The sequence below is a fragment of the Streptomyces sp. NBC_00273 genome (assembly GCF_036178145.1).
Classification (GTDB): Bacteria; Actinomycetota; Actinomycetes; order Streptomycetales; family Streptomycetaceae; genus Streptomyces.
The window spans coordinates 4,492,823-4,518,709 of sequence record NZ_CP108067.1; the positions used below are offsets into that span (position 1 = coordinate 4,492,823).

Annotated in this window: 23 protein-coding genes and 3 tRNA genes; 5 read left to right on the forward strand and 21 right to left on the reverse strand. The window is 68.1% G+C overall.

The annotated features are described in order from the left end of the window. The 3 genes from OG386_RS19315 to OG386_RS19325 are packed head-to-tail and all read left to right on the forward strand — an operon-like array spanning position 1 to position 2,597. Positions 1 to 1,125: a hypothetical protein gene (locus OG386_RS19315; RefSeq protein WP_328789186.1), complete on the forward strand. Its 1,125-nt coding sequence runs from the start codon at positions 1 to 3 to the stop codon at positions 1,123 to 1,125. Next, complete coding sequence (locus OG386_RS19320; protein WP_328789187.1) at positions 1,122 to 1,616, forward strand: Pycsar system effector family protein; 495 nt, start codon at positions 1,122 to 1,124, stop codon at positions 1,614 to 1,616. The genes OG386_RS19315 and OG386_RS19320 overlap by 4 nt, the downstream gene beginning before the upstream one ends. 27 nt (positions 1,617 to 1,643) lie before the next feature. Further along, positions 1,644 to 2,597 (forward strand): M48 family metalloprotease, encoded by a 954-nt coding sequence (locus OG386_RS19325; protein WP_328789189.1) that lies wholly within the window; start codon positions 1,644 to 1,646, stop codon positions 2,595 to 2,597. Positions 2,598 to 2,672: 75 nt separating this feature from the next. Here OG386_RS19325 and OG386_RS19330 read toward each other — a convergent pair whose 3' ends face one another. The 11 genes from OG386_RS19330 to OG386_RS19380 form a co-directional block, all read right to left on the reverse strand. Then, entirely contained in the window at positions 2,673 to 6,572 is a 3,900-nt protein-coding gene (locus tag OG386_RS19330; protein WP_266603875.1) for a DNA-directed RNA polymerase subunit beta', read from the reverse strand. A 97-nt stretch (positions 6,573 to 6,669) separates the two neighbouring features. After that, positions 6,670 to 10,152, reverse strand: coding sequence for a DNA-directed RNA polymerase subunit beta (gene rpoB, locus OG386_RS19335; protein ID WP_030008451.1), 3,483 nt, complete (start codon positions 10,150 to 10,152; stop codon positions 6,670 to 6,672). 576 nt (positions 10,153 to 10,728) lie between these two features. Next, entirely contained in the window at positions 10,729 to 11,112 is a 384-nt protein-coding gene (rplL, locus tag OG386_RS19340) for a 50S ribosomal protein L7/L12 (protein WP_328789191.1), read from the reverse strand. 110 nt (positions 11,113 to 11,222) lie between these two features. Next, entirely contained in the window at positions 11,223 to 11,753 is a 531-nt protein-coding gene (gene rplJ, locus OG386_RS19345; RefSeq protein WP_030008449.1) for a 50S ribosomal protein L10, read from the reverse strand. Between the two features lie 345 nt (positions 11,754 to 12,098). Further along, on the reverse strand, positions 12,099 to 12,932 hold the full coding sequence (locus OG386_RS19350) for a hypothetical protein (protein ID WP_328789192.1): 834 nt from the start codon (positions 12,930 to 12,932) through the stop codon (positions 12,099 to 12,101). 150 nt (positions 12,933 to 13,082) lie between these two features. After that, the gene (locus OG386_RS19355; RefSeq protein WP_328789193.1) at positions 13,083 to 13,955 is read right to left on the reverse strand and encodes an LppX_LprAFG lipoprotein; all 873 of its coding nucleotides are present in this window, start codon (positions 13,953 to 13,955) and stop codon (positions 13,083 to 13,085) included. A gap of 200 nt (positions 13,956 to 14,155) precedes the next feature. Further along, on the reverse strand, positions 14,156 to 14,884 hold the full coding sequence (gene rplA / locus OG386_RS19360) for a 50S ribosomal protein L1 (RefSeq protein WP_030388881.1): 729 nt from the start codon (positions 14,882 to 14,884) through the stop codon (positions 14,156 to 14,158). A gap of 88 nt (positions 14,885 to 14,972) precedes the next feature. Continuing rightward, positions 14,973 to 15,407, reverse strand: coding sequence for a 50S ribosomal protein L11 (gene rplK, locus OG386_RS19365; RefSeq protein WP_030008445.1), 435 nt, complete (start codon positions 15,405 to 15,407; stop codon positions 14,973 to 14,975). A 165-nt stretch (positions 15,408 to 15,572) separates the two neighbouring features. Beyond that, the gene (gene nusG / locus OG386_RS19370) at positions 15,573 to 16,490 is read right to left on the reverse strand and encodes a transcription termination/antitermination protein NusG (protein ID WP_328789195.1); all 918 of its coding nucleotides are present in this window, start codon (positions 16,488 to 16,490) and stop codon (positions 15,573 to 15,575) included. 84 nt (positions 16,491 to 16,574) lie between these two features. Further along, positions 16,575 to 16,856 carry a preprotein translocase subunit SecE gene (secE, locus tag OG386_RS19375; RefSeq protein WP_030008443.1) on the reverse strand — a complete coding sequence of 94 codons (282 nt, stop codon included), beginning with the start codon at positions 16,854 to 16,856 and terminating at the stop codon, positions 16,575 to 16,577. Between the two features lie 106 nt (positions 16,857 to 16,962). Next, positions 16,963 to 17,035, reverse strand: a tRNA-Trp gene (locus OG386_RS19380). Positions 17,036 to 17,228: 193 nt separating this feature from the next. Here OG386_RS19380 and OG386_RS19385 point away from each other — a divergent pair. Together OG386_RS19385 and OG386_RS19390 are read left to right on the forward strand one after the other, a co-directional pair. Next, positions 17,229 to 18,455 carry a pyridoxal phosphate-dependent aminotransferase gene (locus OG386_RS19385; protein WP_189733393.1) on the forward strand — a complete coding sequence of 409 codons (1,227 nt, stop codon included), beginning with the start codon at positions 17,229 to 17,231 and terminating at the stop codon, positions 18,453 to 18,455. Positions 18,456 to 18,815: 360 nt separating this feature from the next. Further along, positions 18,816 to 19,835 (forward strand): adenosine deaminase, encoded by a 1,020-nt coding sequence (locus tag OG386_RS19390; RefSeq protein ID WP_161289589.1) that lies wholly within the window; start codon positions 18,816 to 18,818, stop codon positions 19,833 to 19,835. Here OG386_RS19390 and OG386_RS19395 read toward each other — a convergent pair. From OG386_RS19395 to OG386_RS19440, 10 genes are all read right to left on the reverse strand, one after another. Beyond that, the gene (locus OG386_RS19395; protein ID WP_030011236.1) at positions 19,825 to 20,241 is read right to left on the reverse strand and encodes a hypothetical protein; all 417 of its coding nucleotides are present in this window, start codon (positions 20,239 to 20,241) and stop codon (positions 19,825 to 19,827) included. The two genes, OG386_RS19390 and OG386_RS19395, sit on opposite strands and share 11 nt — an antisense overlap. Before the next feature lie 16 nt (positions 20,242 to 20,257). Beyond that, on the reverse strand, positions 20,258 to 21,397 hold the full coding sequence (locus OG386_RS19400; protein ID WP_328793291.1) for a UDP-N-acetylmuramate dehydrogenase: 1,140 nt from the start codon (positions 21,395 to 21,397) through the stop codon (positions 20,258 to 20,260). Continuing rightward, the gene (locus tag OG386_RS19405; RefSeq protein WP_328789199.1) at positions 21,394 to 21,792 is read right to left on the reverse strand and encodes a DUF3291 domain-containing protein; all 399 of its coding nucleotides are present in this window, start codon (positions 21,790 to 21,792) and stop codon (positions 21,394 to 21,396) included. Before OG386_RS19405 ends, OG386_RS19400 begins: the two co-directional genes overlap by 4 nt. Before the next feature lie 69 nt (positions 21,793 to 21,861). Continuing rightward, positions 21,862 to 23,304 (reverse strand): DHA2 family efflux MFS transporter permease subunit, encoded by a 1,443-nt coding sequence (locus OG386_RS19410; RefSeq protein ID WP_328789200.1) that lies wholly within the window; start codon positions 23,302 to 23,304, stop codon positions 21,862 to 21,864. Positions 23,305 to 23,384: 80 nt separating this feature from the next. Beyond that, complete coding sequence (locus OG386_RS19415; RefSeq protein ID WP_328789201.1) at positions 23,385 to 23,954, reverse strand: TetR/AcrR family transcriptional regulator; 570 nt, start codon at positions 23,952 to 23,954, stop codon at positions 23,385 to 23,387. Positions 23,955 to 24,278: 324 nt separating this feature from the next. Next, positions 24,279 to 24,707, reverse strand: a complete 429-nt coding sequence (locus tag OG386_RS19420) for a MaoC family dehydratase (protein WP_328789202.1) — start codon at positions 24,705 to 24,707, stop codon at positions 24,279 to 24,281. 1 nt (position 24,708) lies between these two features. Next, complete coding sequence (locus OG386_RS19425) at positions 24,709 to 25,161, reverse strand: MaoC family dehydratase N-terminal domain-containing protein (protein ID WP_328789203.1); 453 nt, start codon at positions 25,159 to 25,161, stop codon at positions 24,709 to 24,711. A 135-nt stretch (positions 25,162 to 25,296) separates the two neighbouring features. After that, entirely contained in the window at positions 25,297 to 25,461 is a 165-nt protein-coding gene (gene rpmG, locus OG386_RS19430; RefSeq protein ID WP_003956487.1) for a 50S ribosomal protein L33, read from the reverse strand. A gap of 88 nt (positions 25,462 to 25,549) precedes the next feature. After that, a tRNA-Met gene (locus OG386_RS19435) sits at positions 25,550 to 25,622 on the reverse strand. Between the two features lie 48 nt (positions 25,623 to 25,670). Then, a tRNA-Thr gene (locus OG386_RS19440) sits at positions 25,671 to 25,743 on the reverse strand. Between the last annotated feature and the right edge of the window lie 144 nt (positions 25,744 to 25,887).

The window sequence follows — 25,887 nt, forward strand, 5'->3', positions numbered from 1 at the left end:
ATGAGCAGCCCGCTGCACCGCTCCACCGACTGGGACCAAGGAGCCGACCGGCACACCCAGCTGAAGGATCCGGTCGTCACCGTTCGCCAGCTGGGCCGTCTCGGCCTGCCCGGCAACCCGCCGACCCGTATCGACCACACGCTCGTCTACACGACCAGGCAGGGCTCCTTCGAGGTCTTCCTCCCGCCGCACCGACCCCGCCGCATCCCGCGGCGCTACACCGCGGTCTACGAGGTGGACATGGGGGTCCACGCCATACGGGCCCGGGTCCAGCTGCCCAGCATCGACGACGCCCACGAGTTCGAGGCGAGTGTCGAACTCGACTGGCAGGTCACCGACCCGGCCCGTTACGTACGCAGCGGGCACCGCGACGTGCCGCGACTCCTGCTGGGCCGGCTCGAACAGGCCGCCCGCCCGGTCACCCGCCGCTTCCCGATATCCGACAGTGCGAACGCCGAAGCAGAAGTACTGGCCGCGGTCGGCGAAGGCAAACCGTTGGGCGAGGAAGCCGGCCTGCGAGCCCTGTGGACCGTACGGCTGCGCCGTGACGAGGAAGGGATCGCCCACGCCCAGCGCCTGCGGGCCATCGCGCACGCGACCACCGAGGAGGTCCTGACCCAGCAGGGTGGCGCCCGGGCCGACCTGGAGAAGGCCGCCCGTGCCCAGGCACAGCACCAGCACCGGCTGGAGCTGCAGGGATACGAAGCCCAGCGGATCGACTTCTACCGCGAGTACCTGACACGCGGCGGGATCGACGCCTGGGCCATGCACCTGACCCAACATCCGCAGGACTCCGCGAAGGCCATGACCAGCCTCCACGAGGAGCAGCACGAGCGCCTGCAGGCTCAGATGGTCCTCATCAAGGAAATGCTGACCAAGGCGGGCACCGAACCCTTCGAACTGGAAGGACCCCGGAGGCTCGCGATCGAGGCCTTCAGTGCCGTCTTCGGCCAGCACGTGCCCCTCGAACGGGGCCCCGGGAAGTCGGTGGCCGAGAAGGCCTCCGAATCCCCAACGGAACCTGACCCTCCGTTTCTGCCCCCGCAGTCGGCGTCTGTCGACGCGCCGGCCTGGCAGCCGGTCGTTCCCCCGGACCCGCACGCCGCTCCGGAAGAGCCCCGGTGAACCCCGCGGACGAGGCAGCGGACAGGCTCCTCGCCGACCTGCGCATCGAGGTCGCCCGTGCCGACAGCAAGGCGGCCCTCCTCGTCGGAGCCCTCGGGATGACCGTGGGGGTGATCAGTGCGCAGTTGTCCGGGCCGCACCGGTCCCCCGGTTCCCTATCGGGCTCCGGTACCGCGCTCTGGTGGGCTGGAGCGGCGGCCCTCGCGCTGGCCCTACTGGCCCTGCTGCTCGCGGTACTGCCCCGGTCCCTGCGTTCGGACTGGAGTGCGGGCAGTCCGCTCGCCTACTTCGGTGACATCCGTTCCGCCGACCGGCAGGGCCGACTCGTCGAAGCCCTCGCCGACACCGGTCACGACCCGGCCGGCGCCGTGCGTGCGGCGCTGGCAGCGAACAGCCGGATCGCGGTCCGCAAGCACCAGTGGATCCGGATCGGCCTGCTGGCCTACGGCTCCGGAGCCCTGCTGCTGCCCGCCGCCCTGGTACTCGGCTGACCCACATCCTGCCCGTGGAGGACCCGCATGCCCGACACTCCCACTCCGCCGGACGACCTCGAATACCGGAACGCCCCCGGTACCCGGGTCACGTACCGGGCCCGGCAGCGCCGGACCGACCACACCGTGTGGCTCGGGCTATCCCTGCACGTGCCCGCGTTCCTGCTCAGCCTCTCGCTGGTACTGGCGGTGGCCTTGGCGCTCGACGCGTGGATGGCCGTCCCGGTCTGGGTCCCCACCCTGCTGTGGGCGGCTTCCGGGAGCCTCGCCTTCCACCGGCCGGCCGAAGGGCTGCTGGCCCGCCACGTACTGCACCTGCACCGCCCGCTCCCCTCCGAGCTCAGCGTGCTGGCGCCCGTGTGGCGCGAGGTCACGGGCCGGGCCGGGGTGGACGACAGCCGGTACGAACTGTGGATCGAGGACAGCGACGAGCTGAACGCCCTCGCCGCCGCCGGACACATCGTCGCCGTGACCAGGCGGGCACTGCAGAGCCTGCCCACCTCCCAGCTGGCCGCCGTACTCGCCCACGAACTGGGACACCACACGAGCGGTCACTCCTGGTCAGGGCTGCTCGGGTGGTGGTACACGGTCCCCGGGCGCCTCGTCTGGCGGGCGCTGGCCCAGGTGAAGCCCAAGCTGGTCCGGATGGCGCGCGGGGCGTCGGTGACGGCCTGGGGGGTGTTCGTGGTCCTGGTGGGCTATCTGGCGCTCGCCACGGTGAAGGCGACCTACGGCCTTCCGGTGTTGTTGCTGGCACTGCCCTACCTGACGGCAGCGGTCGGCAGGCGGGCCGAACTGCGGGCAGACGCACACGCCGCCCGACTTGGCTTCGCGCAGCCCCTGTCACTGACACTGCACGAGCTGCTCGCCGAGGAGTCCGACACGTCCGCATCGACACGGCGGACCGGGCTCGCAGCACGGCTGCTCTCCCACCACCCCGACCACCGCACCCGGCTCCACCACCTCCAGCGCTACCTGTGACGCGCGCCCGGCGGAAACGCCGCAGGGCGGCCACCCTCACGGGTGACCGCCCTGCGGTTACTGCTCTGCTGCGACTCAGCCGTTGTACGGGCCGTAGTCGTAGTCCTCCAGCGGGACGGCCTGGCCGGAGCCGGAGCCGAAGGGCGAGTAGTCGATGTCGTCGTAACCGACGGCCGAGTACATCGCGGCCTTGGCCTCTTCGGTGGGCTCCACCCGGATGTTGCGGTAGCGGGCGAGGCCCGTACCGGCCGGGATGAGCTTACCGATGATGACGTTCTCCTTGAGGCCGATCAGGGAGTCGGACTTGGCGTTGATCGCCGCGTCCGTCAGAACCCTGGTCGTCTCCTGGAAGGACGCCGCCGACAGCCACGACTCGGTCGCGAGCGAGGCCTTGGTGATACCCATCAGCTGCGGACGGCCGGAGGCGGGGTGACCGCCCTCGGTGACCACACGACGGTTCTCGGTCTCGAACTTCGACCGCTCGACCAGCTCGCCCGGCAGGAGCTCCGCGTCGCCGGACTCGATGATCGTCACTCGGCGCAGCATCTGCCGGATGATGATCTCGATGTGCTTGTCGTGGATCGACACGCCCTGCGAGTTGTAGACCTTCTGGACTTCGCCGACCAGGTGGACCTGGACGGCACGCTGACCGAGGATGCGCAGCACGTCGTGCGGGTTGGTGGCACCCATGGTGAGCTTCTGGCCCACCTCGACGTGGTCGCCCTCGTGCACGATGACCTTGGCGCGCTTCGAGATCGGGAACGCCGTCTCGTCGCTGCCGTCGTCGGGCGTGATGACGATCTTCTTCGTCTTCTCGGTCTCCTCGATCCGCACGCGGCCGGCGGCCTCGGAGATCGGGGCGACACCCTTCGGGGTACGGGCCTCGAAGAGCTCGACGACACGCGGCAGACCCTGCGTGATGTCGTCACCGGCCACACCACCGGTGTGGAAGGTACGCATCGTCAGCTGGGTACCGGGCTCACCGATGGACTGGGCGGCGATGATGCCGACCGCCTCACCGATGTCGACCAGCTTGCCGGTGGCGAGCGAGCGTCCGTAGCAGAAGGCACAGGTGCCGACCGCGGACTCACAGGTCAGGACCGAGCGGGTCTTGACCTCCTCGACGCCGTTGGCGACCAGGGCGTCGATGAGCACGTCACCGAGGTCGACGTTGGCCGGCGCGATGACCTTGCCGTCGATGACGACGTCCTCGGCCAGCATGCGGGCGTAGATCGAGGTCTCGACGTCGTCGGCCTTGCGCAGCACGCCGTCCTCGCCGCGAACGGCGATCTTCAGCTTCAGACCGCGCTCGGTGCCACAGTCCTCCTCGCGGATGATCACGTCCTGCGAGACGTCCACCAGACGACGGGTCAGGTAACCCGAGTCGGCGGTACGCAGGGCGGTGTCCGCCAGACCCTTACGGGCACCGTGCGTGGAGATGAAGTACTCCAGAACGGTGAGGCCCTCACGGAAGGACGCCTTGATCGGACGCGGGATGGTCTCGTTCTTCGCGTTCGACACCAGACCACGCATACCGGCGATCTGTCGCATCTGCATCATGTTTCCTCGGGCACCCGAGTCAACCATCATGAAGATGGGGTTCGTCTTGGGGAAGTTCGCGTTCATCGCCTCGGCAACCTCGTTGGTCGCCTTGGTCCAGATCGCGATGAGCTCCTGCGTGCGCTCGTCCTTGGTGATCAGACCGCGCTCGTACTGCTTCTGGACCTTCTCGTCCTGCGCCTCGTAGCCCGCGACGATGGCCTTCTTGGCCTCGGGCACGACGACGTCGGAGATGGCCACGGTGACGCCCGAACGGGTCGCCCAGTGGAAGCCGGCCGCCTTCAGGTTGTCGAGCGTCGCCGCCACGATGACCTTGGGGTAGCGCTCCGCCAGGTCGTTGACGATCTCGGAGAGCTGCTTCTTGCCCACCGAGTAGTCGACGAACGGGTAGTCCTCGGGCAGCAGCTCGTTGAAGAGCGCGCGACCCAGGGTGGTCTTCAGACGGAAGCTGTCGCCCGGCTGGAACTCCTGCTCGCCCTCCTCGGCGACCGGCGCCACCCAGCCGCGCGGCGGGATGGTGCCCACCGGGAAGCGGATGTCGACGGACGACTGCAGCGCGAGCTCGCCGTTGTCGAACGCCATCGTCGCCTCGGCCGTGGAGCCGAACGCGCGGCCCTCGCCCTTGGTGTCGCGGAGCTCACCGTCGGTGGTCAGGAAGAACAGACCGAGGACCATGTCCTGGGTCGGCATCGTGACCGGACGGCCGTCGGCCGGCTTGAGGATGTTGTTCGAGGACAGCATCAGGATGCGGGCCTCGGCCTGCGCCTCCGCGGAGAGCGGCAGGTGCACGGCCATCTGGTCACCGTCGAAGTCCGCGTTGAACGCGGTGCAGACGAGCGGGTGGATCTGGATGGCCTTGCCTTCGACCAGCTGGGGCTCGAAGGCCTGGATGCCGAGGCGGTGCAGCGTGGGCGCACGGTTCAGCAGGACCGGGTGCTCGGCGATGACCTCTTCGAGGACGTCGTAGACGACCGTGCGGCCGCGCTCGACCATCCGCTTGGCCGACTTGATGTTCTGCGCGTGGTTCAGGTCGACCAGGCGCTTCATCACGAACGGCTTGAAGAGCTCCAGCGCCATGGCCTTGGGCAGACCGCACTGGTGCAGCTTCAGCTGCGGACCGACGACGATCACGGAACGCGCGGAGTAGTCCACGCGCTTGCCGAGAAGGTTCTGACGGAATCGACCCTGCTTGCCCTTGAGCATGTCGCTCAGGGACTTCAGCGGACGGTTACCGGGACCGGTCACCGGACGACCACGACGACCGTTGTCGAAGAGGGCGTCCACGGCCTCCTGAAGCATGCGCTTCTCGTTGTTCACGATGATCTCGGGGGCACCGAGGTCGAGGAGACGCTTCAGACGGTTGTTGCGGTTGATCACGCGGCGGTACAGGTCGTTCAGGTCGGAGGTCGCGAAGCGGCCACCGTCCAGCTGCACCATCGGACGCAGGTCCGGCGGGATCACCGGCACGCAGTCCAGAACCATGCCCTTGGGCTTGTTGCTGGTCTGCAGGAAGGCGGAGACGACCTTGAGGCGCTTGAGCGCACGGGTCTTCTTCTGGCCCTTGCCGGTACGGATGATCTCGCGGAGGCGCTCGGCCTCCTCCTCGAGGTCGAAGGACTCCAGGCGCTTCTGCAGCGCGGCGGCGCCCATGCAACCGTCGAAGTACGTGCCGAAGCGGTCACGCAGCTCGCGGTAGAGGAGCTCGTCGCCCTCCAGGTCCTGGACCTTGAGGTTCTTGAAGCGGGCCCACACCTCGTCGAGGCGGTCGATCTCGCGCTGGGCGCGGTCACGGAGCTGCTTCATCTCGCGCTCGGCACCTTCGCGCACCTTGCGGCGTACGTCGGCCTTCGCGCCCTCGGCCTCGAGCTCGGCCAGGTCGGTCTCGAGCTTCTTGGCCCGGCCTTCGAGGTCCGCGTCACGGCGGTTCTCGATCTGCTGGCGCTCGACGGAGACGTGCGCCTCCAGCGACGGGAGGTCGCGGGTGCGACGCTCGTCGTCGACGAACGTGATCATGTACGCGGCGAAGTAGATGACCTTCTCGAGGTCCTTCGGCGCGAGGTCCAGCAGGTATCCGAGGCGCGACGGGACGCCCTTGAAGTACCAGATGTGGGTGACGGGAGCGGCAAGCTCGATGTGGCCCATCCGCTCACGGCGCACCTTGGCGCGCGTGACCTCGACGCCACAACGCTCACAGATGATGCCCTTGAAGCGGACACGCTTGTACTTGCCGCAGTAGCACTCCCAGTCCCGGGTAGGACCGAAGATCTTCTCGCAGAAGAGTCCGTCCTTCTCGGGCTTGAGGGTGCGGTAGTTGATGGTCTCCGGCTTCTTGACCTCGCCGTGCGACCAGGTTCGGATGTCGTCCGCGGTGGCAAGGCCGATCCGCAGCTCGTCGAAGAAGTTGACGTCGAGCACTGTGCGTCAATCCCTCTTTCGGGGTCGAGTCTCAATCATGGTCTGAACGGTCCCGGGGATGACGGGGGGCTCTTGAGCGAGCCCCCCGTCAGGCCCGTCAGACCTCTTCGACGCTGCTCGGCTCGCGCCGGGACAGGTCGATACCGAGCTCCTCCGCCGCGCGGAAGACGTCCTCGTCGGTGTCGCGCATCTCGATGGACATGCCGTCCGAGGACAGCACCTCCACGTTGAGGCAGAGCGACTGCATTTCCTTGATGAGCACCTTGAAGGACTCGGGAATGCCCGGCTCGGGGATGTTCTCGCCCTTGACGATGGCCTCGTAGACCTTCACGCGGCCGGTGACGTCGTCGGACTTGATGGTCAGCAGCTCCTGGAGGGCGTAAGCGGCGCCATAAGCCTCGAGCGCCCACACCTCCATCTCACCGAAGCGCTGGCCACCGAACTGTGCCTTACCACCCAGCGGCTGCTGCGTGATCATCGAGTACGGACCGGTCGACCGAGCGTGGAGCTTGTCGTCGACCAGGTGGTGGAGCTTGAGGATGTACATGTACCCGATGGAGATCGGGTCCGGGAACGGCTCGCCGGAGCGGCCGTCGAACAGGCGCGCCTTACCGGACGGGAGGACCAGGCGGTCACCGTCGCGGTTCGGGATGGTGTGCTCGAAGAGGCCTGCGAGCTCATCCTCGCGGGCACCGTCGAACACGGGGGTGGCGACGTTGGTACCGGGCTCGACGCGGTCGGCCCCGATGACCTTCAGACGCTCGGCCCACTCCTCGCCGAGCCCGGAGACGTCCCAGCCGCGGCTGGCGAGCCAGCCGAGGTGGATCTCCAGGACCTGTCCCGGGTTCATTCGGGACGGGACACCCAGCGGGTTCAGGATGATGTCGACCGGCGTGCCGTCCTCAAGGAAGGGCATGTCCTCGATCGGAAGGATCTTGGAGATGACACCCTTGTTGCCGTGACGGCCGGCGAGCTTGTCACCGTCGGTGATCTTGCGCTTCTGGGCGACGTAGACGCGGACCAGCTGGTTCACGCCCGGAGGAAGCTCGTCGCCCTCCTCGCGGTCGAAGACGCGGACACCGATGACCTTGCCGATCTCACCGTGAGGAACCTTGAGCGAGGTGTCGCGCACCTCGCGGGCCTTCTCACCGAAGATCGCGCGGAGCAGGCGCTCCTCCGGGGTCAGCTCGGTCTCGCCCTTGGGCGTGACCTTGCCGACCAGGATGTCGCCGGCGACGACGTCCGCACCGATGCGGATGATGCCGCGCTCGTCGAGGTCGGCGAGGACCTCTTCGGAGACGTTCGGGATGTCCCGGGTGATCTCCTCGGGGCCCAGCTTGGTGTCACGGGCGTCGACCTCGTGCTCCTCGATGTGGATCGAGGAGAGGACGTCGTCCTGCACGAGGCGCTGCGACAGGATGATCGCGTCCTCGTAGTTGTGACCTTCCCACGGCATGAACGCGACGAGCAGGTTCTTGCCGAGGGCCATTTCGCCCTCTTCGGTCGCGGGACCGTCGGCGAGGACCTGGGACTCGATGATCCGGTCACCCTCGTTGACGATGACCTTCTGGTTGACCGAGGTGCCCTGGTTCGAGCGGGAGAACTTGGCGACGCGGTACGTGGTGTACGTGCCGTCGTCGTTGGCGACGGTGATGTAGTCGGCCGAGACCTCCTGGACGACACCGTCCTTCTCCGCACGGATCGAGTCACCGGCGTCGACCGCACAGCGGTACTCCATGCCGGTGCCGACGAGCGGGGCCTCCGCCTTGATGAGCGGAACGGCCTGGCGCATCATGTTCGCGCCCATGAGGGCACGGTTGGCGTCGTCGTGCTCCAGGAAGGGGATCATCGCGGTCGCGACGGACACCATCTGGCGCGGGGAGACGTCCATGTAGTCGACGTCGTCGCCGGCGATGTAGTCGATCTCGCCGCCACGACGGCGCACCAGCACGCGGTTCTCGGTGAAGCGCATGTCCTCGGACAGGCCGGCGTTGGCCTGGGCGATGACGAAGCGGTCTTCCTCGTCGGCCGTCAGGTAGTCGACCTCGTCGGTGACGACACCGTCGATGACCTTGCGGTACGGGGTCTCGACGAAACCGAACGCGTTGACGCGACCGTAGGAGGCGAGCGAGCCGATCAGACCGATGTTCGGGCCTTCAGGGGTCTCGATCGGGCACATGCGGCCGTAGTGCGACGGGTGAACGTCACGGACCTCGAAGCCGGCCCGCTCACGGGACAGACCGCCGGGGCCCAGCGCCGACAGGCGGCGCTTGTGGGTCAGGCCCGAGAGCGGGTTGTTCTGGTCCATGAACTGCGACAGCTGGCTGGTGCCGAAGAACTCCTTGATGGAGGCGACGACCGGCCGGATGTTGATCAGGGTCTGCGGCGTGATGGCCTCGACGTCCTGGGTCGTCATGCGCTCGCGGACGACGCGCTCCATACGAGCCAGACCCGTGCGGACCTGGTTCTGGATGAGCTCGCCGACGTTGCGCAGACGACGGTTGCCGAAGTGGTCGATGTCATCGGTCTCGACCACGATCGAACGGCCGGACTCGCCGGTCGTCTCGGTCTCGCCGGCGTGCAGCTTGACCAGGTACTTGATCGTCGCGATGACGTCGTCGGTGGTGAGCACACCGGCGTCGAGCGGCTCGTCGGCGCCGAGCTTCTTGTTCACCTTGTAGCGGCCGACCTTGGCGAGGTCGTAGCGCTTCGGGTTGAAGTAGAGGTTCTCGAGCAGCGTCTGAGCGGCCTCACGGGTCGGCGGTTCGCCCGGACGCAGCTTGCGGTAGATGTCGAGCAGCGCGTCGTCCTGACCCTGGGTGTGGTCCTTCTCCAGGGTGGCGCGCATGGACTCGTACTCGCCGAACTCCTCGAGGATCTGCTCGGTGGTCCAGCCGAGAGCCTTCAGGAGGACGGTGACGGACTGCTTGCGCTTGCGGTCGATGCGAACACCGACCATGTCGCGCTTGTCGATCTCCATCTCCAGCCAGGCACCCCGGGACGGGATGATCTTGGCGGAGAAGATGTCCTTGTCGGACGTCTTGTCGATGGAGGAGTCGAAGTAGACACCAGGGGAGCGGACAAGCTGCGACACGACGACACGCTCGGTGCCGTTGATGACGAAGGTGCCCTTGTTGGTCATGAGCGGGAAGTCGCCCATGAAGACCGTCTGAGACTTGATCTCTCCGGTCTCGTTGTTCGTGAACTCGGCGGTGACGAACAGCGGAGCCGCGTACGTGAAGTCGCGCTCCTTGCACTCGTCGACAGAGTTCTTCGCCGGCTCGAAACGGTGGTCGCGGAAGGTCAGCGACATCGACCCGGAGAAGTCCTCGATCGGCGAGATCTCCTCGAAGATCTCTTCCAGACCGGACTTGGTGGGGACGTCCTGTCCACTCTCAAGCGCCGACTCGACGCGAGACTTCCAGGCGGCATTGCCGAGAAGCCAGTCAAAGCTCTCGGTCTGCAGCGCCAGGAGGTTCGGAACCTCGAGGGGCTCCTTGATCTTTGCAAAGGAGATGCGCAGCGGGGCGGTGCTGGCACCGTTGTTCGTATTGGTCGAGGCGTTGCGCGAGGCGGCCAAGAGGGGGTCCTTCCGAGGGCTCGGACTCACTACGCGCGTACCGGTCCCAGCAGACACAGAAGACAAGCCCCCCAAAACCAACCGAAAAGGCCAGGTCAGGGTGGATCAATCAAGTGTGCTCAAGCGTGGGCATGTCCCTGGCGACGGGCAGGGGACAGCTAACAGGCAGCGCAAAGGGTCAGTGTAGCCACTCGGCTCACTGATGTCCAGACCAGGTTTCCGGAAACCGGCAACAGGCCTTCCCCATGTCGTTCAACCAACACTGTGTCCAACGCTGCGGCGCCCCGTACACGTGCACAGAGCGCGTATCAGTACTGCCCTCTTCGTAGTCGATCCATGCCTGGATCTCGGATCCAGGTGGTCGACCTCTCGACGGGACTGAGAATTGCGCGCCGCGTCCCGTTCGTCAAGGCCCCCTGCTCCGAGCGGATCATCTTCGGACCCTGCATCGGAGCAACGATGATCACCCTACTCCCCAACGAGACCAGGGCAAGTCAGGCACTACGGGTACGCCAAAGGGCGACCACCCTTACGGGTGATCGCCCTTGGTTGAGGCCCTGGAGGGCCTCAGAGGTGTTACTTGACCTCGACAGCCGCGCCGGCAGCCTTGAGGGCCTCGGCGGCCTTGTCAGCGGCCTCCTTGGCGACCTTCTCGAGGACCGGCTTCGGGGCGCCGTCCACGAGGTCCTTGGCCTCCTTCAGACCCAGGGAGGTCAGCTCACGCACGACCTTGATGACCTGGATCTTCTTGTCGCCGGCACCGGTGAGGATGACGTCGAACTCGTCCTGCTCCTCGGCGGCGTCGGCAACCGGGCCACCCTGGGCGGGGCCGGCAACGGCGACGGCCGCGGCGGCGGTGACGTCGAACTTCTCCTCGAAGGCCTTCACGAACTCGGAGAGCTCGATGAGGGTCATCTCCTCGAACTGGGCGAGGAGGTCGTCCTGAGAGAGCTTCGCCATGATGGGCGATCCTTCCACTAATTCGGCAGGTGCCGGATGTATATAGAGGCGGGCGTAACGGCCCGCTACGACCCACGCACTAGGCGGCGTGGATCAGTGCGCGAGCCGAATTACTCGGCACCGCCCTGCTCGGCGAGCTTGACGCGAAGCGCTTCCGCGGTGCGGACGAACTTCGACGGCAGCGCCTGGAAGAGCGAGGCAGCCTGAGACTGCTTGCCCTTGAACGCGCCGGCCAGCTTGCTGAGCAGAACCTCGCGGGACTCGAGGTCCGCAAGCTTCTTGATCTCATCGGCGGTGAGCGCCTTACCATCAAGGACACCCGCCTTGATGATGAGGTTCGGGTTGTCCTTGGCGAAGTCACGCAGGCTCTTCGCCGACTCCACCGGGTCACCGGTGATGAAGGCGACCGCGGTCGGACCAGCGAAGTGCTCGTCCAGCGCGGTGATCCCGGCCTGGTTGGCCGCAATCTTGGTCAGCGTGTTCTTCACCACGGCGTACTGGGCGTTCTCACCAAGGGAGCGACGCAGCGTCTTGAGCTGCGCGACGGTGAGACCCCGGTACTCGGTCAGCACGGCGGCGTTCGAGCTCTGGAACGCGTCCTTGAGCTCGGCTACCGATGCAGCCTTGTTGGGCGTCGGCATGGTGCGTTCGCCTCCTTCCGGGTGATGAGGACCGCTCAGAAGGGGCTAAATAAGAAACGCCCCGGCGCAGGCGCCAGGGCGTGGCTCAACCGGAACGAGTTCCGGGAACCTTCCACAGTCACCTACGCGGGTCGTCCGCATTCAGCGGATCCTTCGGCCACCGAACCCTTGCGGGCACGGCAACGACCAGCGGTCTTTGGCTTCTGGGGAAGACTACGTGAAGGGGTGCAGCCGAGGCAAATCGCCTCAGGAGCCGGCGCCGAGGCCGCCCAGTCCGGCGTCCCGGAGCTTCTGGTCGGCCTCTTCGAGCTTCTGGTCCGCCTCGTCCGGCTTGCGGTCGGTCCCCTAGTTCAGGTCGTCGAAGGAGACGACCTGGTCGGCCGGCGGGGCCTGGACCGGGGTGGCCGCGGCGAAGTCGGAGAACTTCGCCGTGGTCTTCGTCGTGCCCTCGCCGTCCGTGCTCACGGTTTCCGCGCGGACCGGGTAGCCGTCCTTGCCGATCCACAGGTCCACCTCGAAGGCGGTGATGTGCTTCACCGCCTCGTGGAGGTACTGGCGGTTCGCCTCCTCCATGACCTTGGTGGACTCGTCCGCCTCGAGCAGGTCCGCGGTGGTGAAGCTGCCCTTGTAGTGCTCGGCGTCGATGCCGTCGGCCGTCTTCTCGGCGCCGACGTGCGCGAGCTTCTCCTGGCCCAGCAGCATGGCGAGGTACTCGGCCGGGTCGTCGTTGAGCCGGACCCCGGGCTTGCCGCCCTTGGCCAGGTTCATGCTCATCCAGGCCTTGCCCGCCAGGGGCTGCGCCAGGCGGGTGTAGGTCATGTCGCCGATCATGATCGAGCGCGTGTCGGGCTTCTCGCTCCTCAGGATCACGTCGTGGCTGGACGGGTACCAGCCCTTGGTCCCGGACTGACCGTGGGTCTTGCCGTCGGCCCCGACGATGGACAGCTCCGCCTTGGCGAACTTGGCGGCCGCCGTCTTCAGGTAGGACGCCTTCACCGCCTCCACGGAGGAGTGCGCCTTCACCTCGGCGCCCTTGCCCCCGTCGGCCTTTCCGGTGCCCCCGTCGGCCTTGCCGGTGCCCCCGTCGGCCTTCTCGCCACCGCAGGCCGCGAGGCCGCCCACGAGCAGTGCGGTGCCCGCCACTGCGATACCGGCCCGAATCCGGGCAGCCTTGTTCATCTGCTCTCCCCCATGTGTGGATCTCCGTACGACCCCATCCCCATGGCCCTACGCGAAGATCTCAAATCCCTACATCCATGACGAAACCGGGCCTCCCGGCTCCCGGCAGGGGAGACGGAGGGCCCGGTCTCAGGCGTGCGCGGGGCGTGGTCAGGCGCCGCCCGCTCCGCCCGAGTCCTTCATCATCTCGGCCATGTCCATGACCTGGTCGGCCGGCGGTGCGGCAATCTCGACCGGCTTGTTGATGTCCTTGAACTTGATGGTGATGTCCATCGAGCCCGAGGTGCCCTGACCCTGGGTGCGGACCTGCTTGGCCTGGTCGGCCTCGTCGATCCAGATGTCCATGGTCAGGCTCTTGATGCCCTGCTCCTCAAGCGTCTTGACGTTCTTCTCCTGGCGCTCCTTGGCCTCGGGAGTCGAGGAGGCACTGCGGGCCTTCAGCTCGTCGAGCGTGACGGTGCCGGCGAGGTGCGTCGTCTTCTGCCCGTCGATGGTCTCCTCGCCGACCTTCTTGAGGTCCTTGGCGGCGCTCATGCTGTCGGCCGTGTCGGCAGGGTTCTGGCCCTGCTGGGAGGAACCGAGGGAGTCCAGCTGCTTGGCCTGCTCCGGGGCCAGGGCCTTGAGGTCGAACTTCAGCCACTTGCCGTCGCTGCCCATGTACATGGCGCCGTCGATCAGGCGGATCTCCACCTTCTGGCCCGGCTTCTCGGGCGAGTCCATCTTCATCGACATGGCCGTCGCGGGCTTGATCCGCATGGCGGCCTCGGCCGCGATGTTCTGCCCCGCGACCTTGCCTGACATGGTGAAGCTGAGGGAGGTGATCTCCTCGGACTTCTTCTTCGTCTTCTCCAGGTACGCCGCCGGGGCGACCTCCGCCGGCTTCTTCGCGGCCTGGGACGGGGCAGCGGACGCCCCGTTGTCCTTCTGCTTCGTGTCCTTCCCGCCCCCGCACGCGGTGGCGCCTCCTGCGAGCAGGAGGGCGGCCATGACGGCGCCGACGGTCTTCTTGCGGTATGCGTTCATGTGTTCCCCACCCCGGGTACGCAAGGCAGCGGTACGCCTCAGGCGGTCTTTCCTGCGGCGCTGCCAGCACTGACTGTACGTCTCGCCGCTGACAGTAATCGCACAGGGTTCGCACAGGAAACGAAAAACGGGCCCGCCGCCCCCGGGAAGGGGGCGACGGGCCCGTTCGGCAGATCAGTGAGCCGTCAGGCTCAGCTCGATCAAACGGCAGCCGGGTCTTCCTCGACGAGGAGGTTCCGGGTGCGGTTCGGGTCCAGCTGGATGCCGGGGCCCATGGTGGTGCTGAGGGCGGCCTTCTTGATGTAGCGGCCCTTCGCGGCGGACGGCTTCAGACGAAGGATCTCGTCCAGGGCCGCGCCGTAGTTCTCGACCAGCTTGTCATCGGAGAAGGAGACCTTGCCGATGATGAAGTGCAGGTTCGAGTGCTTGTCGACGCGGAACTCGATCTTGCCACCCTTGATCTCGGTGACAGCCTTCGCGACGTCCATCGTGACGGTGCCGGTCTTCGGGTTCGGCATCAGGCCACGGGGACCGAGCACGCGGCCGAGGCGGCCGACCTTGCCCATGAGGTCCGGCGTGGCCACAACGGCGTCGAACTCGTTCAGGCGGTTGCCCTTGGCGATCTCGTTGATCAGCTCGTCGTCGCCGACGATGTCGGCGCCAGCGGCTTCCGCGGCCGCAGCACGGTCACCGGTCGCGAAGACCAGGACCCGGGCGGTCTTGCCGGTGCCGTGCGGGAGGTTCACGGTGCCGCGGACCATCTGGTCGGCCTTGCGCGGGTCGACACCCAGGCGGAAGGCGACCTCGACGGTGCCGTCGAACTTGGTCGTGGAGGTCTCCTTGGCGAGACGGACGGCCTCGAGCGGGGCGTACAGCTTCTCCCGGTCGACCTTGGCGTCCGCAGCGCGGAGAGTCTTGCTGCGCTTCACTTCTGCTCCTGTTTTTTGGCTTCAGGCATGGAGTCGTGGTGCGGACCAGCGCTTGGTCCTACCACTGATGGTGCTGGGGGTGGCTGGATCAGCCTTCGACGGTGACGCCCATCGAACGCGCGGTGCCGGCAATGATCTTGACGGCGGCGTCGATGTCGTTGGCGTTCAGGTCGGGCATCTTCAGCTCGGCGATCTCCTTGACCTGGGCAGCCGTGAGCTTGGCGACCTTGGTCTTGTGGGGCTCGCCGGAGCCCTTCTCGATGCCCGCGTGCTTCAGGATGAGGCGCGCGGCCGGCGGAGTCTTGGTGATGAAGGTGAAGGAACGGTCGTCGTAGACCGTGATCTCCACCGGCACGACCATGCCACGCTGCGACTCGGTCGCGGCGTTGTAGGCCTTGCAGAACTCCATGATGTTGACGCCGTGCTGACCGAGCGCGGGGCCGACCGGCGGAGCCGGGTTGGCCGCACCGGCCTTGATCTGGAGCTTGATAAGCCCCGTGACCTTCTTCTTCTTGGGAGGCATTGCTCTCTCCGGGTCCTAGTGAGAGTTTTCAGCCGCCCATCCGGTCATCCGGATGGAGGCATACCGCACCACGATAACGGGTATCGGTGCGGGGCTAAAAACCGAGCAGGTCAGACCGCCCTTCACGGGGCGATCTGACCTGTCCGGAAGCTGTCGCTCAGAAGATCAGTTCTTCTGGATCTGGTCGAAGCTGAGCTCGACCGGGGTCTCGCGGCCGAAGATCTCGACGAGGCCCTTGACCTTCTTCGAGTCGGGGTTGATCTCGTTGATGGTCGCCTGCAGCGTCGCGAACGGGCCGTCGGTGACGGTGACCGAGTCGCCGACCTCGAAGTCCAGGACCTCGATGGTGCGCTTGACGGCGGGCGCGGGCAGACCGGCCTCTTCCGCGGCGGCCTTGGCGGCCTTCTCCTGCGCCTCCGGGGCGAGCATCTTGACGATCTCGTCCAGGGTCAGCGGGTACGGGTCGTACGCGTTGCCGACGAAGCCGGTGACGCCGGGCGTGTTGCGGACGACGCCCCAGGACTCGTTCGTCAGATCCATGCGGACGAGAACGTAACCGGGCAGCTTGTTCTGCCGGACGTTCTTGCGCTCGCCGTTCTTGATCTGGACGATCTCTTCCTCGGGCACCTCGGCCTGGTAGATGAACTCCTCGACGTTCAGCGAGACGGCGCGCTGCTCCAGGTTGGCCTTCACGCGCTTCTCGTAGCCGGCGTAGGTGTGGATCACGTACCACTCGCCGGGGAGCAGGCGCAGCTCCTCGCGCAGGGCCTGGATGGGGTCGACGGGCTCGGCGGGCTCGACCGGAGCGGCCTCTTCGGCCTCTTCCTCGTCGGCCTCGACGTCGTCAGCAGCCTCTTCGGCCTCGGCGTCGACCTCGACGTCGGCGTCAACCTCGGCGTCGTCCTCGTCCTCGTCCTCGTCGGACTCGACGTGCATCGCGGCCTCTTCGGCGGCGACACCCGCCTCGACGTCGGCGAGCTCGGCCTCGTCGGGCTCCACAGCGTCTGCCGCCTCGACGATGTCGAGCTCGTCCTCGACGGACTCGACGGAGTCGTGGCTCGCGTTCAGGTTCGGGTCAGACACGGTGGCTGCTTCTTCCTGGATACAAAAGGTGGTGGAACATGCGAAAACGGGCGACACCCATCAAGGCGCCGCCCTCCGCGGGGATCAGCCGAAGACGAACTTGATGGCTTTTTCGAACCCAAAGTCAATCACGGTCACCAGACCGATCATGATGACCACGAAGACAATCACCACGGTGGTGTACGTCGTGAGCTGGTTGCGAGTGGGCCAGACGACCTTGCGGAGTTCCGCGATGATCTGGCGGTAGAAAAGCGCGAGGCGGCCCAGAGGACCCTTCTTGCCGCGCTTGCCGCCCTTGCGGGCCTTCTTCTCGCGCGTCTCGTCCTCGGCGTCAGGCATGTCGATGGAGCCCAGGGCGTCCGTCACGTCTCTCACCTGAATCCGGGTCGTGGCCGTACCGCGCCCGGTTGCGCCGTACGGCGTTGCATCTAAGTACGTACCTGCGCACACACGTCCGAGATGGAGTGTGGAGCAGGGCCGGAGGGACTCGAACCCCCAACCGCTGGTTTTGGAGACCAGTGCTCTACCAATTGAGCTACGACCCTTTGCGTCCCCCAACCTACCGCATCCGAGCGAGTGCACGGAGTGCTCGCGCTTCGCAGCGGCTGGTGAGGTCCAACGACAGTGGAGTGTACGTGAACCGCGCCCTGACGTCGAACAGCGCCCGACCTGACATGCGCCGGTCCGTTGACTGAAACGGTGTGCGGCGCTTCTTTGCCGTCTGGGACGATTGCTCGTATGACCTCTGCAACGCCTTCCTCCGAGCGCCGGGTGTCCGCCCGTATCGGCGCCATTTCCGAGTCCGCCACCCTCGCCGTGGACGCCAAGGCCAAGGCCCTCAAGGCCGCCGGGCGCCCGGTGATCGGCTTCGGTGCCGGCGAGCCCGACTTCCCGACCCCGGACTACATCGTCGAGGCTGCGGTCGAGGCCTGCCGCAACCCCAAGTACCACCGCTACACGCCGGCCGGCGGCCTGCCCGAGCTGAAGGCCGCGATCGCCGCCAAGACGCTGCGCGACTCCGGCTACGAGGTCGAGGCCTCGCAGGTCCTGGTGACCAACGGCGGCAAGCAGGCGATCTACGAGGCCTTCGCGGCCGTCCTGGACCCGGGTGACGAGGTCATCGTCCCGGCTCCGTACTGGACCACCTACCCGGAGTCGATCCGTCTCGCCGGCGGTGTCCCGGTCGAGGTCGTCGCCGACGAGACCACCGGCTACCGCGTCTCCGTCGAGCAGCTGGAGGCCGCGCGCACCGAGCGCACGAAGGTCGTCCTCTTCGTCTCCCCGTCCAACCCGACCGGCTCGGTCTACAGCGAGGCCGACGCCCGCGCGATCGGCGAGTGGGCCGCCGAGCACGGCCTGTGGGTGCTCACGGACGAGATCTACGAGCACCTCGTCTACGGCGAGGCGAAGTTCACCTCGCTGCCGGTCCTGGTCCCGGCCCTGCGCGACAAGTGCATCATCGTCAACGGCGTCGCCAAGACGTACGCGATGACCGGCTGGCGCGTGGGCTGGGTCATCGCCCCGCAGGACGTCATCAAGGCGGCGACCAACCTGCAGTCGCACGCCACCTCCAACGTCTCCAACGTGGCCCAGGTCGCCGCGCTGGCCGCCGTCTCGGGCAACCTCGACGCGGTCGCGGAGATGCGCAAGGCCTTCGACCGTCGCCGCCAGACGATGGTGAAGATGCTCAACGAGATCGACGGCGTCTTCTGCCCGACCCCCGAGGGCGCGTTCTACGCGTACCCGTCGGTCAAGGAGCTCATCGGCAAGGAGATCCGCGGCAAGCGCCCGCAGAGCTCCGTCGAGCTCGCCGCCCTGATCCTGGACGAGGTCGAGGTCGCGGTCGTCCCGGGCGAGGCCTTCGGCACCCCCGGCTACCTGCGCCTGTCCTACGCCCTGGGCGACGAGGACCTGGTGGAGGGCGTGTCCCGCATCCAGAAGCTCCTGGCGGAGGCCAAGGCCTGACGCACCCCGCAGCACGACCTGGGCGGCGGCACCCCTGAGGGTGCCGCCGCCCAGCCATTCCCGCCCCGCCGTCACCTTCAGCCCCGCCTGCACAACCCAGCCCCGCCGGCGTTTGAGGCGCGGGCCCGGGAGCCCCGCTCTTTCAGCCCCGCCTGCACAACCCAGCCCCGCCGGCGTTTGAGGCGCGGGGCCCGGGGCGGAGCCCCGCTCCTTCAGCCCCGCCGGCGATTGAGGCGCGGGGTCCGGGCAGCGCCCGGAAGGCTCCCGCGCAGCGGCCCGGCCCCCGCTCACGCGTTCGCGCAAGCCCCCGATCGGTAAAACCCCCTCCCGCCGAGCGCAGCAGTACGGCAGGATCACCAGATGGAGCACGCACGCGATCTCACGCTTCTGCCCAAGGCCCACCTCCACCTGCACTTCACCGGGTCGATGCGGCCATCGACCCTTCTGGAGCTCGCCGACAAGTACGGCGTGCGCCTCCCCGACGCCCTCACGGCCGGGGAGCCGCCCAAGCTCCGTGCCACCGACGAGCGCGGCTGGTTCCGCTTCCAGCGGCTCTACGACGCCGCCCGCTCCTGCCTGCGCGAGCCCGACGACATCCGGCGCCTGGTCCGCGAGGCCGCGGAGGAAGACGTACGGGACGGCAGCGGCTGGCTGGAGATCCAGGTGGATCCCACCTCCTACGCCCCCCTGCTCGGCGGGATGATCCCCGCCGTCGAGATCATCCTCGACGCCGTCGACGCGGCCTCCCGCGAGACCGGCCTCGGCATGCGGGTCCTCATCGCCGCCAACCGCATGAAGCACCCCCTCGACGCCCGCACCCTCGCCCGGCTCGCCGTCCGCTACGCCGACCGCGGCATCGTCGGCTTCGGTCTCTCCAACGACGAGCGCCGCGGCATGGCCCGCGACTTCGACCGGGCCTTCGCCATCGCCCGCGAGGGCGGCCTCCTCGCCGCACCGCACGGCGGCGAGCTCACCGGCCCGTCCTCCGTCCGCGACTGCCTCGACGATCTGCACGCCTCCCGCATCGGGCACGGGGTGCGGGCCGCCGAGGATCCCCGGCTGCTCAAGCGGCTCGCCGACCGGCAGATCACCTGCGAGGTCTGCCCGGCCTCCAACGTCGCCCTCGGGGTCTACGAGCGGCCCGAGGACGTCCCGCTGCGCACCCTCTTCGAGGCCGGGGTCCCCATGGCGCTGGGCGCCGACGACCCGCTGCTCTTCGGGTCCCGCCTCGCGGCCCAGTACGAGATCGCCCGCCGCCACCACGCCTTCACGGACGCGGAGCTCGCCGAGCTGGCCCGCCAGTCGGTGCGCGGCAGCGCGGCGCCCGACGACGTGCAGGCCAAGCTGCTGGCGGGGATCGACCACTGGCTCACCGGGTGAGCCGCAGGTCCCCTTCGTAGCAGTCGGCGCGTACCCGCCCGCCGTCCAGGAAGCCGATCTCCAGGTGGGTGCGGCCCTGCTCGGGCAGGGCGAACTCGGCGACCGAGGCGACGGTCTCGCCGAGGTGCCGCAGGAAGGGGTGGTCGCCGAGGTCCTCACCGACCTCGATGCGACCCCACTCCCCCATGTCGTACGCCGCGTGCGGGGTGGCGGACTCGACGATGAGGCACTGGTCGGATCCGGTGGTGATCCGGATGGTGTCGCCGATGCTGTCGATCAGCCAGACGTCGAGGGGCGCCTCGGAACGTTCGCCGTCACTGATGTGCCAGGACGCGACGACTCGGCTGAGCGTGCGCCCCACGAGACGGGTGGGGTCCGTACCGGCCCCGTGCAGGGGACAGAGCATGGGCGGCCGGGGCTCCTCAGATGCTGACGCCGACCGTCACCGGCTCGTTGACCAGGGTGACGCCGAAGGCCGCGTGGACGCCCGCGACGACCTCGCGGGCCAGGGTGAGGAGGTCCTCGGTGGTGGCCTCGCCGCGGTTGGTGAGGGCGAGGGTGTGCTTGGTGGAGATGCGCGCCGGGCCGGTGCCGTAGCCCTTGGTGAAACCGGCCTTGTCGATCAGCCAGGCCGCGCTGGTCTTCGTACGGCCGTCGCCGGCGGGGTACGCGGGCGGGGCGGTGTCGGGGCCGAGGCGGTCCTGGGCGCGGGCGAGGAAGGTGGCGTAGGCCTCGTCGGTCAGGATCGGGTTGTGGAAGAAGGACCCGGCCGACCAGGTGTCGTGGTCGGCGGGGTCGAGGACCATGCCCTTGCCGGCGCGCAGCCGCAGCACCGTCTCGCGGGCGGTGGCGGCGGGGACCCGGTCGCCGGCCTCGACGCCGAGGGCGCGGGCGGTCTCGGGGTACTTGATCGGCGCGGACAGGCCGCCGGCGTCCTCCAGGGCGAAGCGCACGCGCAGGACGACGTAGCGGTCGGGCTGGTCCTTGAAGGTGCTGTTGCGGTACCGGAAGGCGCACTCGGTGGCGCTCAGGGTGACCGTTTCTCCGGTGGCGCGGTCGTAGGCGACGACCTCGGTGATGGTGTCGCAGACTTCCTGGCCGTACGCACCGACGTTCTGGATCGGGGTGGCACCGGCCGAGCCGGGGACTCCCGCGAGGCACTCGATGCCGGCGAGGCCGGCGTCGACGGTGCGGGCGACGGCGTCGCTCCAGTTCTCGCCGGCGGCGAGCTCCAGCCGCGTCCCGTCCAGGTGGAAGCCGGTGGTCGCGATGCGCAGGGCGGTGCCGTCGAAGCCCCGGTCACCGATGACCAGGTTGCTACCGCCACCGATGACCAGGAGCGGGGTTCCGCTCTCGTCCGCGGCGCGCACGGTGGCGACGACCTCGGCGTCGGTGGTCGCGGTGACCAGGCGGGCGGCGGGACCACCGAGACGGAAGGTGGTCAGCGGGGCGAGGGGGGCATCGTGGAGTTCCTGCACGTGGACAAGAGTACGGTCCGTGCCCCTCGCATCCCTGCGGGGCCACGGACCGTACTCGTTCGTCCCCCCTGCCGGCGGCGTCAGTAGTCCGTCTTCTGCTCGGCGAGGCGGCGTTCGGCCTCGGCCCAAGTCAGGGGGAGCTCGTCGGCCCGCACGGTCCAGTAGGTGAAGGCCGATCCCTTCATGTACGCGCTGGCGGCGCGGGAGCTGGAGCGGTGGGGCTCGCTGCGGGCGAAGCGGTAGAGCGCGTCCCGGTCCTCCCATGCGGAGAGGGTCAGGAAGGTACGGCTGAAGACGCGGGCGCGCAGGGCGACGCCGTGGGCACCGGGGGCCTTGCGGATCTGGAGGATGATGCCGGGCGCCTTGAGGAAGAACTTGACGGCGCCGGCGAGCGTGGCGGTCTCGAAGCGGGAGGCCATGACGTAGACCTCGGCGCCGGGGGCGGCCTGGGTGGGCGTGGACCAGGGGATGTCGGGCATGGCGGGCGGCGCTCCTTGTCCGTCGGAACGGTCGGGGTCGTGTGTGGTCAGGGTCGTGTGCGGGTGGGGTCAGCCGGCGGCCGGGACCTTGTCCGGGACGGTGGTGGTCCGGCCCGCGGGAGCCTGGGCGGCCGTGGCCTTACGGGGCACCAGCAGGGCCAGGGCGGCGGCGAGGGCGACCGCGCCGGCGCCGATCCACAGGGCGGGGACGGTTCCGTCGGTGAAGGCCTGCGGGGACTCGTAGCCGCCCTGGGCGGAGAAGACCGAGGCCAGGATCGCGACGCCGAGGGCTCCGCCGACCTCGCGCAGCGCGTTGTTGGTGCCGGAAGCCTTGCCCTGGTCGGCCGGGGCGACGGTGGACATCAGGACGTTGGCCGCGGGGGCGAAGTAGAGGGCCATGCCGATCCCGCTGAGGATCAGCGGCGGGAGCTGGGCCGCGTACGAGACGTCCGCGCTCAGGATGGCCGCGAACCAGCCCAGACCGAGGGCCTGGAAGGCGAGCCCGGCGGCGACCACGGGGCGGCCGCCGATGCGGTCGGAGAGGATCCCGGCCAGCGGAGCGATGATCATCGGCATTCCGGTCCAGGGGAGCATGCGCAGGCCGGCCTCGGTGGGCGAGTAGCCGGCGACGCCCTGGAGGAACTGGCTGAGCAGGAAGATCGAGCCGAACATGCCGAGGAACATGAGCAGGCTGGCCAGGTTGATCCCGAGGAAGCCGCGGTCACGGAAGAGCCGCATGGGAAGCATGGGGTTGGCGTTGTTGAAGCCGTGGTGGATGAAGCCGCCGACGAGCGCGGAGCCGACGATCAGGCCGGTCAGGACGGGGGCGCTGGTCCAACCCTCGGAGTTGGCGTTGACCAGGGCGTAGACGATGCCGAAGAGGCCGCCGCTGATGAGCAGGGTGCCCGGGATGTCGAGGCGCGCGCCGGGGGCGGTGGACTCGGCGAGGCGCAGGCGGGCGAGCGGGATCAGGGCCAGGCCTATCGGCACGTTGAGCCAGAAGATCCACTGCCAGGAGATGTGCTCGGTGAGGCTGCCGCCGATGAGGGGGCCACTGGCGACGGCGAGGCCGGTGACGGCGCCGTAGATCCCGAGGGCCATGCCGCGGCGGGCGGCGGGAACGGCGGCGGTGAGCAGGGTGAGAGTGAGCGGCATCATGATCGCCGCGCCGACGCCCTGCACGGCGCGGGCGGCGATGAGCGCGTCGATGCCGGTCGAGAGAGCGGCTGCGGCGGAGGCGCCGGTGAAGACCGTGAGGCCGACGATGAACAGCCGGCGGCGGCCGAAACGGTCGCCGAGGGCGGCACCGAACAACAGGAGGACGGCGAAGGTGAGCGTGTACGCGTTCACCGTCCACTCCAGGTCCTCCAGCTTGCCGCCGAGGTCTTCGCGGATGGCGGGGAGGGCGGTGGTGACGACCAGGTTGTCGAGTGCGGCCATGAAGCTGGCCACGCCGGTGAGGACGAGCGCCCAGATGGCGGGCGCGCGGAGCTTGGTGTCTTGCGTGGGCACGATTTCCCCCTACTTTTGTTAGTTATTGCTGACTAACTTTGACGACCATGAAAATGCGCGCGAGCCGATCTCGCGCGCCGTCACTTCTCCAGACGACCCTCGGCACCCGCCGAGGGGTAGAGCCCCTCCCAGACCCGGTGCCCGGGCGGGAAGCCCATGGCGGCGAGGGTGTTGATCAGCATTCCGTACGCCATGAAGGTCGTGGCCTCACCGACGTCCCCACCGAAGGGCACGAGGGCCGTGTCCCAGAGCTCCATCCAACCCTTGCGCACGAGCTCGCCGAGCTCATGGTCCCCGGCCGCCTCGGCGGCGGCGACGCTGACGTACATCTGGAGCTGCATCTGGAGCTTGTCGGGATCCTCGGCGATCAGCCGGGTGTAGGCGTTCGCCATCGCTTGCGTGGCCTCCTCCCCCTGCAGCCCTTCGGCGGCGGCGGCGAAGAGGTCGCGCGTCTCCATCAGGCAGCGCTCGGCAGCCGCCAGGAAGATCGCCTGCTTGCCGGGGAAGAGCCGGAAGAGGTACGGCTGCGAGACGCCCACCCGCTTGGCGATCGCCTCGGTGGAGGTCCCGTAGTAACCCCCGCGAGCGAACTCGTGCACCGCAGCACGAATGATGCTCTCCCGCCGCTCATCTGCGCTCATCCTGACCATGAGGCAAAGTTAGTACTCAATCACTAACTAAGTCAAGAGTCGGGGCGGTCGGGGGCGGGGGCGGGGGCGGGGGGCGCGGCGGGGGCGGCGCGGCGCGGCGGGGGCTTCGGGGGCGGCGGGAGCCGGCCGGGCGGGGGCGGTGAGATGCGGCGGGGGCTTCGGGGGGCGGGAGCCCGGCGGCCGGCATCAGGGATGGGTGTGGGGTTTCCCGTCAGTCCGATCGTCTCCGTGTCGGGCCGGCCCCGGGCGAGCGGGCCACCGCCCCGCGAAAAGGGCGGAGGCGCCGTTCTGGTGCCCCCGCCCCGCTCGCTCCGCGCCGTCGGCTCAGGCCAGTTCGACCACCGCGCGGGACATGCCCAGGACCTTCTGGCCCTCGCTCATCGCCGTCAGGTCGACCCGGACCCGGTTGTCGTCCAGCTTCGCGGCGACCTTGGCGGTGACCTCGATCAGCCCGCCCCGGTCGTCGTTGGGGACCACGACCGGCCGGGTGAAGCGCACGCCGTACTCGACCACCGCGCCCGGGTCGCCGACCCAGTCGGTGACCACGCGGACCGCCTCGGCCATGGTGAACATGCCGTGCGCGATCACGTCCGGCAGTCCGACCTCCTTGGCGAACTTCTCGTTCCAGTGGATCGGGTTGAAGTCACCCGAGGCGCCCGCGTACTGGACCAGCGTGGCGCGCGTCACGGGGAAGGACGCCGCCGGCAGCTCGGTGCCGACCTCGACGTCGGCGTACTGGATCTGCGCTGCCATGTCAGGCCTCCTCGGGGGCGCGGGAGACGAGCTTCGTCCACGCCGTCACCACGTGCTCGCCGGTCTCGTCGTAGACCTCGCCGCGGATGTCGATGATGTCGTTGCCCGCCATCGACTTCACGGCCTCGATCGTGGACGTCACCGAGAGTCGGTCGCCGGCTCGCACCGGGCGGGAGTACGCGAACTTCTGGTCACCGTGCACGACGCGGCTGTAGTCCAGTCCCAGCTGCGGGTCCTCGACGACCTGGCCGGCGGCCTTGAAAGTGATCGCAAACACAAAAGTCGGCGGAGCGATCACATCGGGGTAGCCGTACGACTTCGCGGCTTCGGGATCGTTGTAGACGGGATTGGTGTCACCCACCGCAGCCGCGAATTCGCGGATCTTCTCCCGGCCGACCTCGTACGGATCGGTGGGCGGGTAGCTCCGCCCCACGAAGGACTGGTCGAGAGCCATGACTCACTACCTCCTGTTGAAGGGACACGAATGACGCAAGAGAAAGACAGGAACGGGCACGGAAACGACACAAGGCCGCCCCCAATGAAGGGGACGACCTCATGACGGTGCCTGTTATTCGAGACTTCGCTAGGGTCAGCGGGTCTCGCGGTGCGCGGTGTGCGAGTTGCAGCGCGGGCAGTGCTTCTTCATCTCAAGACGGTCCGGGTTGTTACGCCGGTTCTTCTTGGTGATGTAGTTCCGCTCCTTGCACTCCACGCAGGCCAGCGTGATCTTCGGGCGGACGTCGGTGGCAGCCACGTGAGTGCTCCTTGACGGACTATGGGACGGATGAACGCATAAAAGAGTAGCCGATCGGGAGACCGACCCCGCAATCGGCTACTGTGTGTAGCGGCGACCGGACTTGAACCGGTGACACAGCGATTATGAGCCGCTTGCTCTACCGACTGAGCTACGCCGCTTTGATGTGATCAGCTCCCCACCCGAGGGTGGGGAACCTCTCTCACCAGAGCCCCAATGCGGAATCGAACCGCAGACCTTCTCCTTACCATGGAGACGCTCTACCGACTGAGCTATTGGGGCGAGCGATGAAGACATTACACGGTTGCCCGCCGATCGCCCAAATCCTTTGCGGGGACAGGGCTCCGAGGGGGTTCACGAGCCGCTCTCGATCAACCCACCGACCACTTCCGCCCCACATCTCAGGCGGATTGTGGGCGGGCTCAC

Coding starts and splice junctions, on each gene's coding strand:
- OG386_RS19315 (WP_328789186.1), top strand. CDS start 1: ATGAGCAGCCCGCTGCACCGCTCCACCGACTGGGACCAAGGAGCCGAC.
- OG386_RS19325 (WP_328789189.1), top strand. CDS start 1,644: ATGCCCGACACTCCCACTCCGCCGGACGACCTCGAATACCGGAACGCC.
- rplL (WP_328789191.1), bottom strand. CDS start 11,112: ATGGCGAAGCTCTCTCAGGACGACCTCCTCGCCCAGTTCGAGGAGATG.
- rplJ (WP_030008449.1), bottom strand. CDS start 11,753: ATGCCGACGCCCAACAAGGCTGCATCGGTAGCCGAGCTCAAGGACGCG.
- OG386_RS19350 (WP_328789192.1), bottom strand. CDS start 12,932: ATGAACAAGGCTGCCCGGATTCGGGCCGGTATCGCAGTGGCGGGCACC.
- OG386_RS19355 (WP_328789193.1), bottom strand. CDS start 13,955: ATGAACGCATACCGCAAGAAGACCGTCGGCGCCGTCATGGCCGCCCTC.
- rplK (WP_030008445.1), bottom strand. CDS start 15,407: ATGCCTCCCAAGAAGAAGAAGGTCACGGGGCTTATCAAGCTCCAGATC.
- OG386_RS19385 (WP_189733393.1), top strand. CDS start 17,229: ATGACCTCTGCAACGCCTTCCTCCGAGCGCCGGGTGTCCGCCCGTATC.
- OG386_RS19390 (WP_161289589.1), top strand. CDS start 18,816: ATGGAGCACGCACGCGATCTCACGCTTCTGCCCAAGGCCCACCTCCAC.
- OG386_RS19395 (WP_030011236.1), bottom strand. CDS start 20,241: ATGCTCTGTCCCCTGCACGGGGCCGGTACGGACCCCACCCGTCTCGTG.
- OG386_RS19405 (WP_328789199.1), bottom strand. CDS start 21,792: ATGCCCGACATCCCCTGGTCCACGCCCACCCAGGCCGCCCCCGGCGCC.
- OG386_RS19415 (WP_328789201.1), bottom strand. CDS start 23,954: ATGGTCAGGATGAGCGCAGATGAGCGGCGGGAGAGCATCATTCGTGCT.
- OG386_RS19420 (WP_328789202.1), bottom strand. CDS start 24,707: ATGGCAGCGCAGATCCAGTACGCCGACGTCGAGGTCGGCACCGAGCTG.
- OG386_RS19425 (WP_328789203.1), bottom strand. CDS start 25,161: ATGGCTCTCGACCAGTCCTTCGTGGGGCGGAGCTACCCGCCCACCGAT.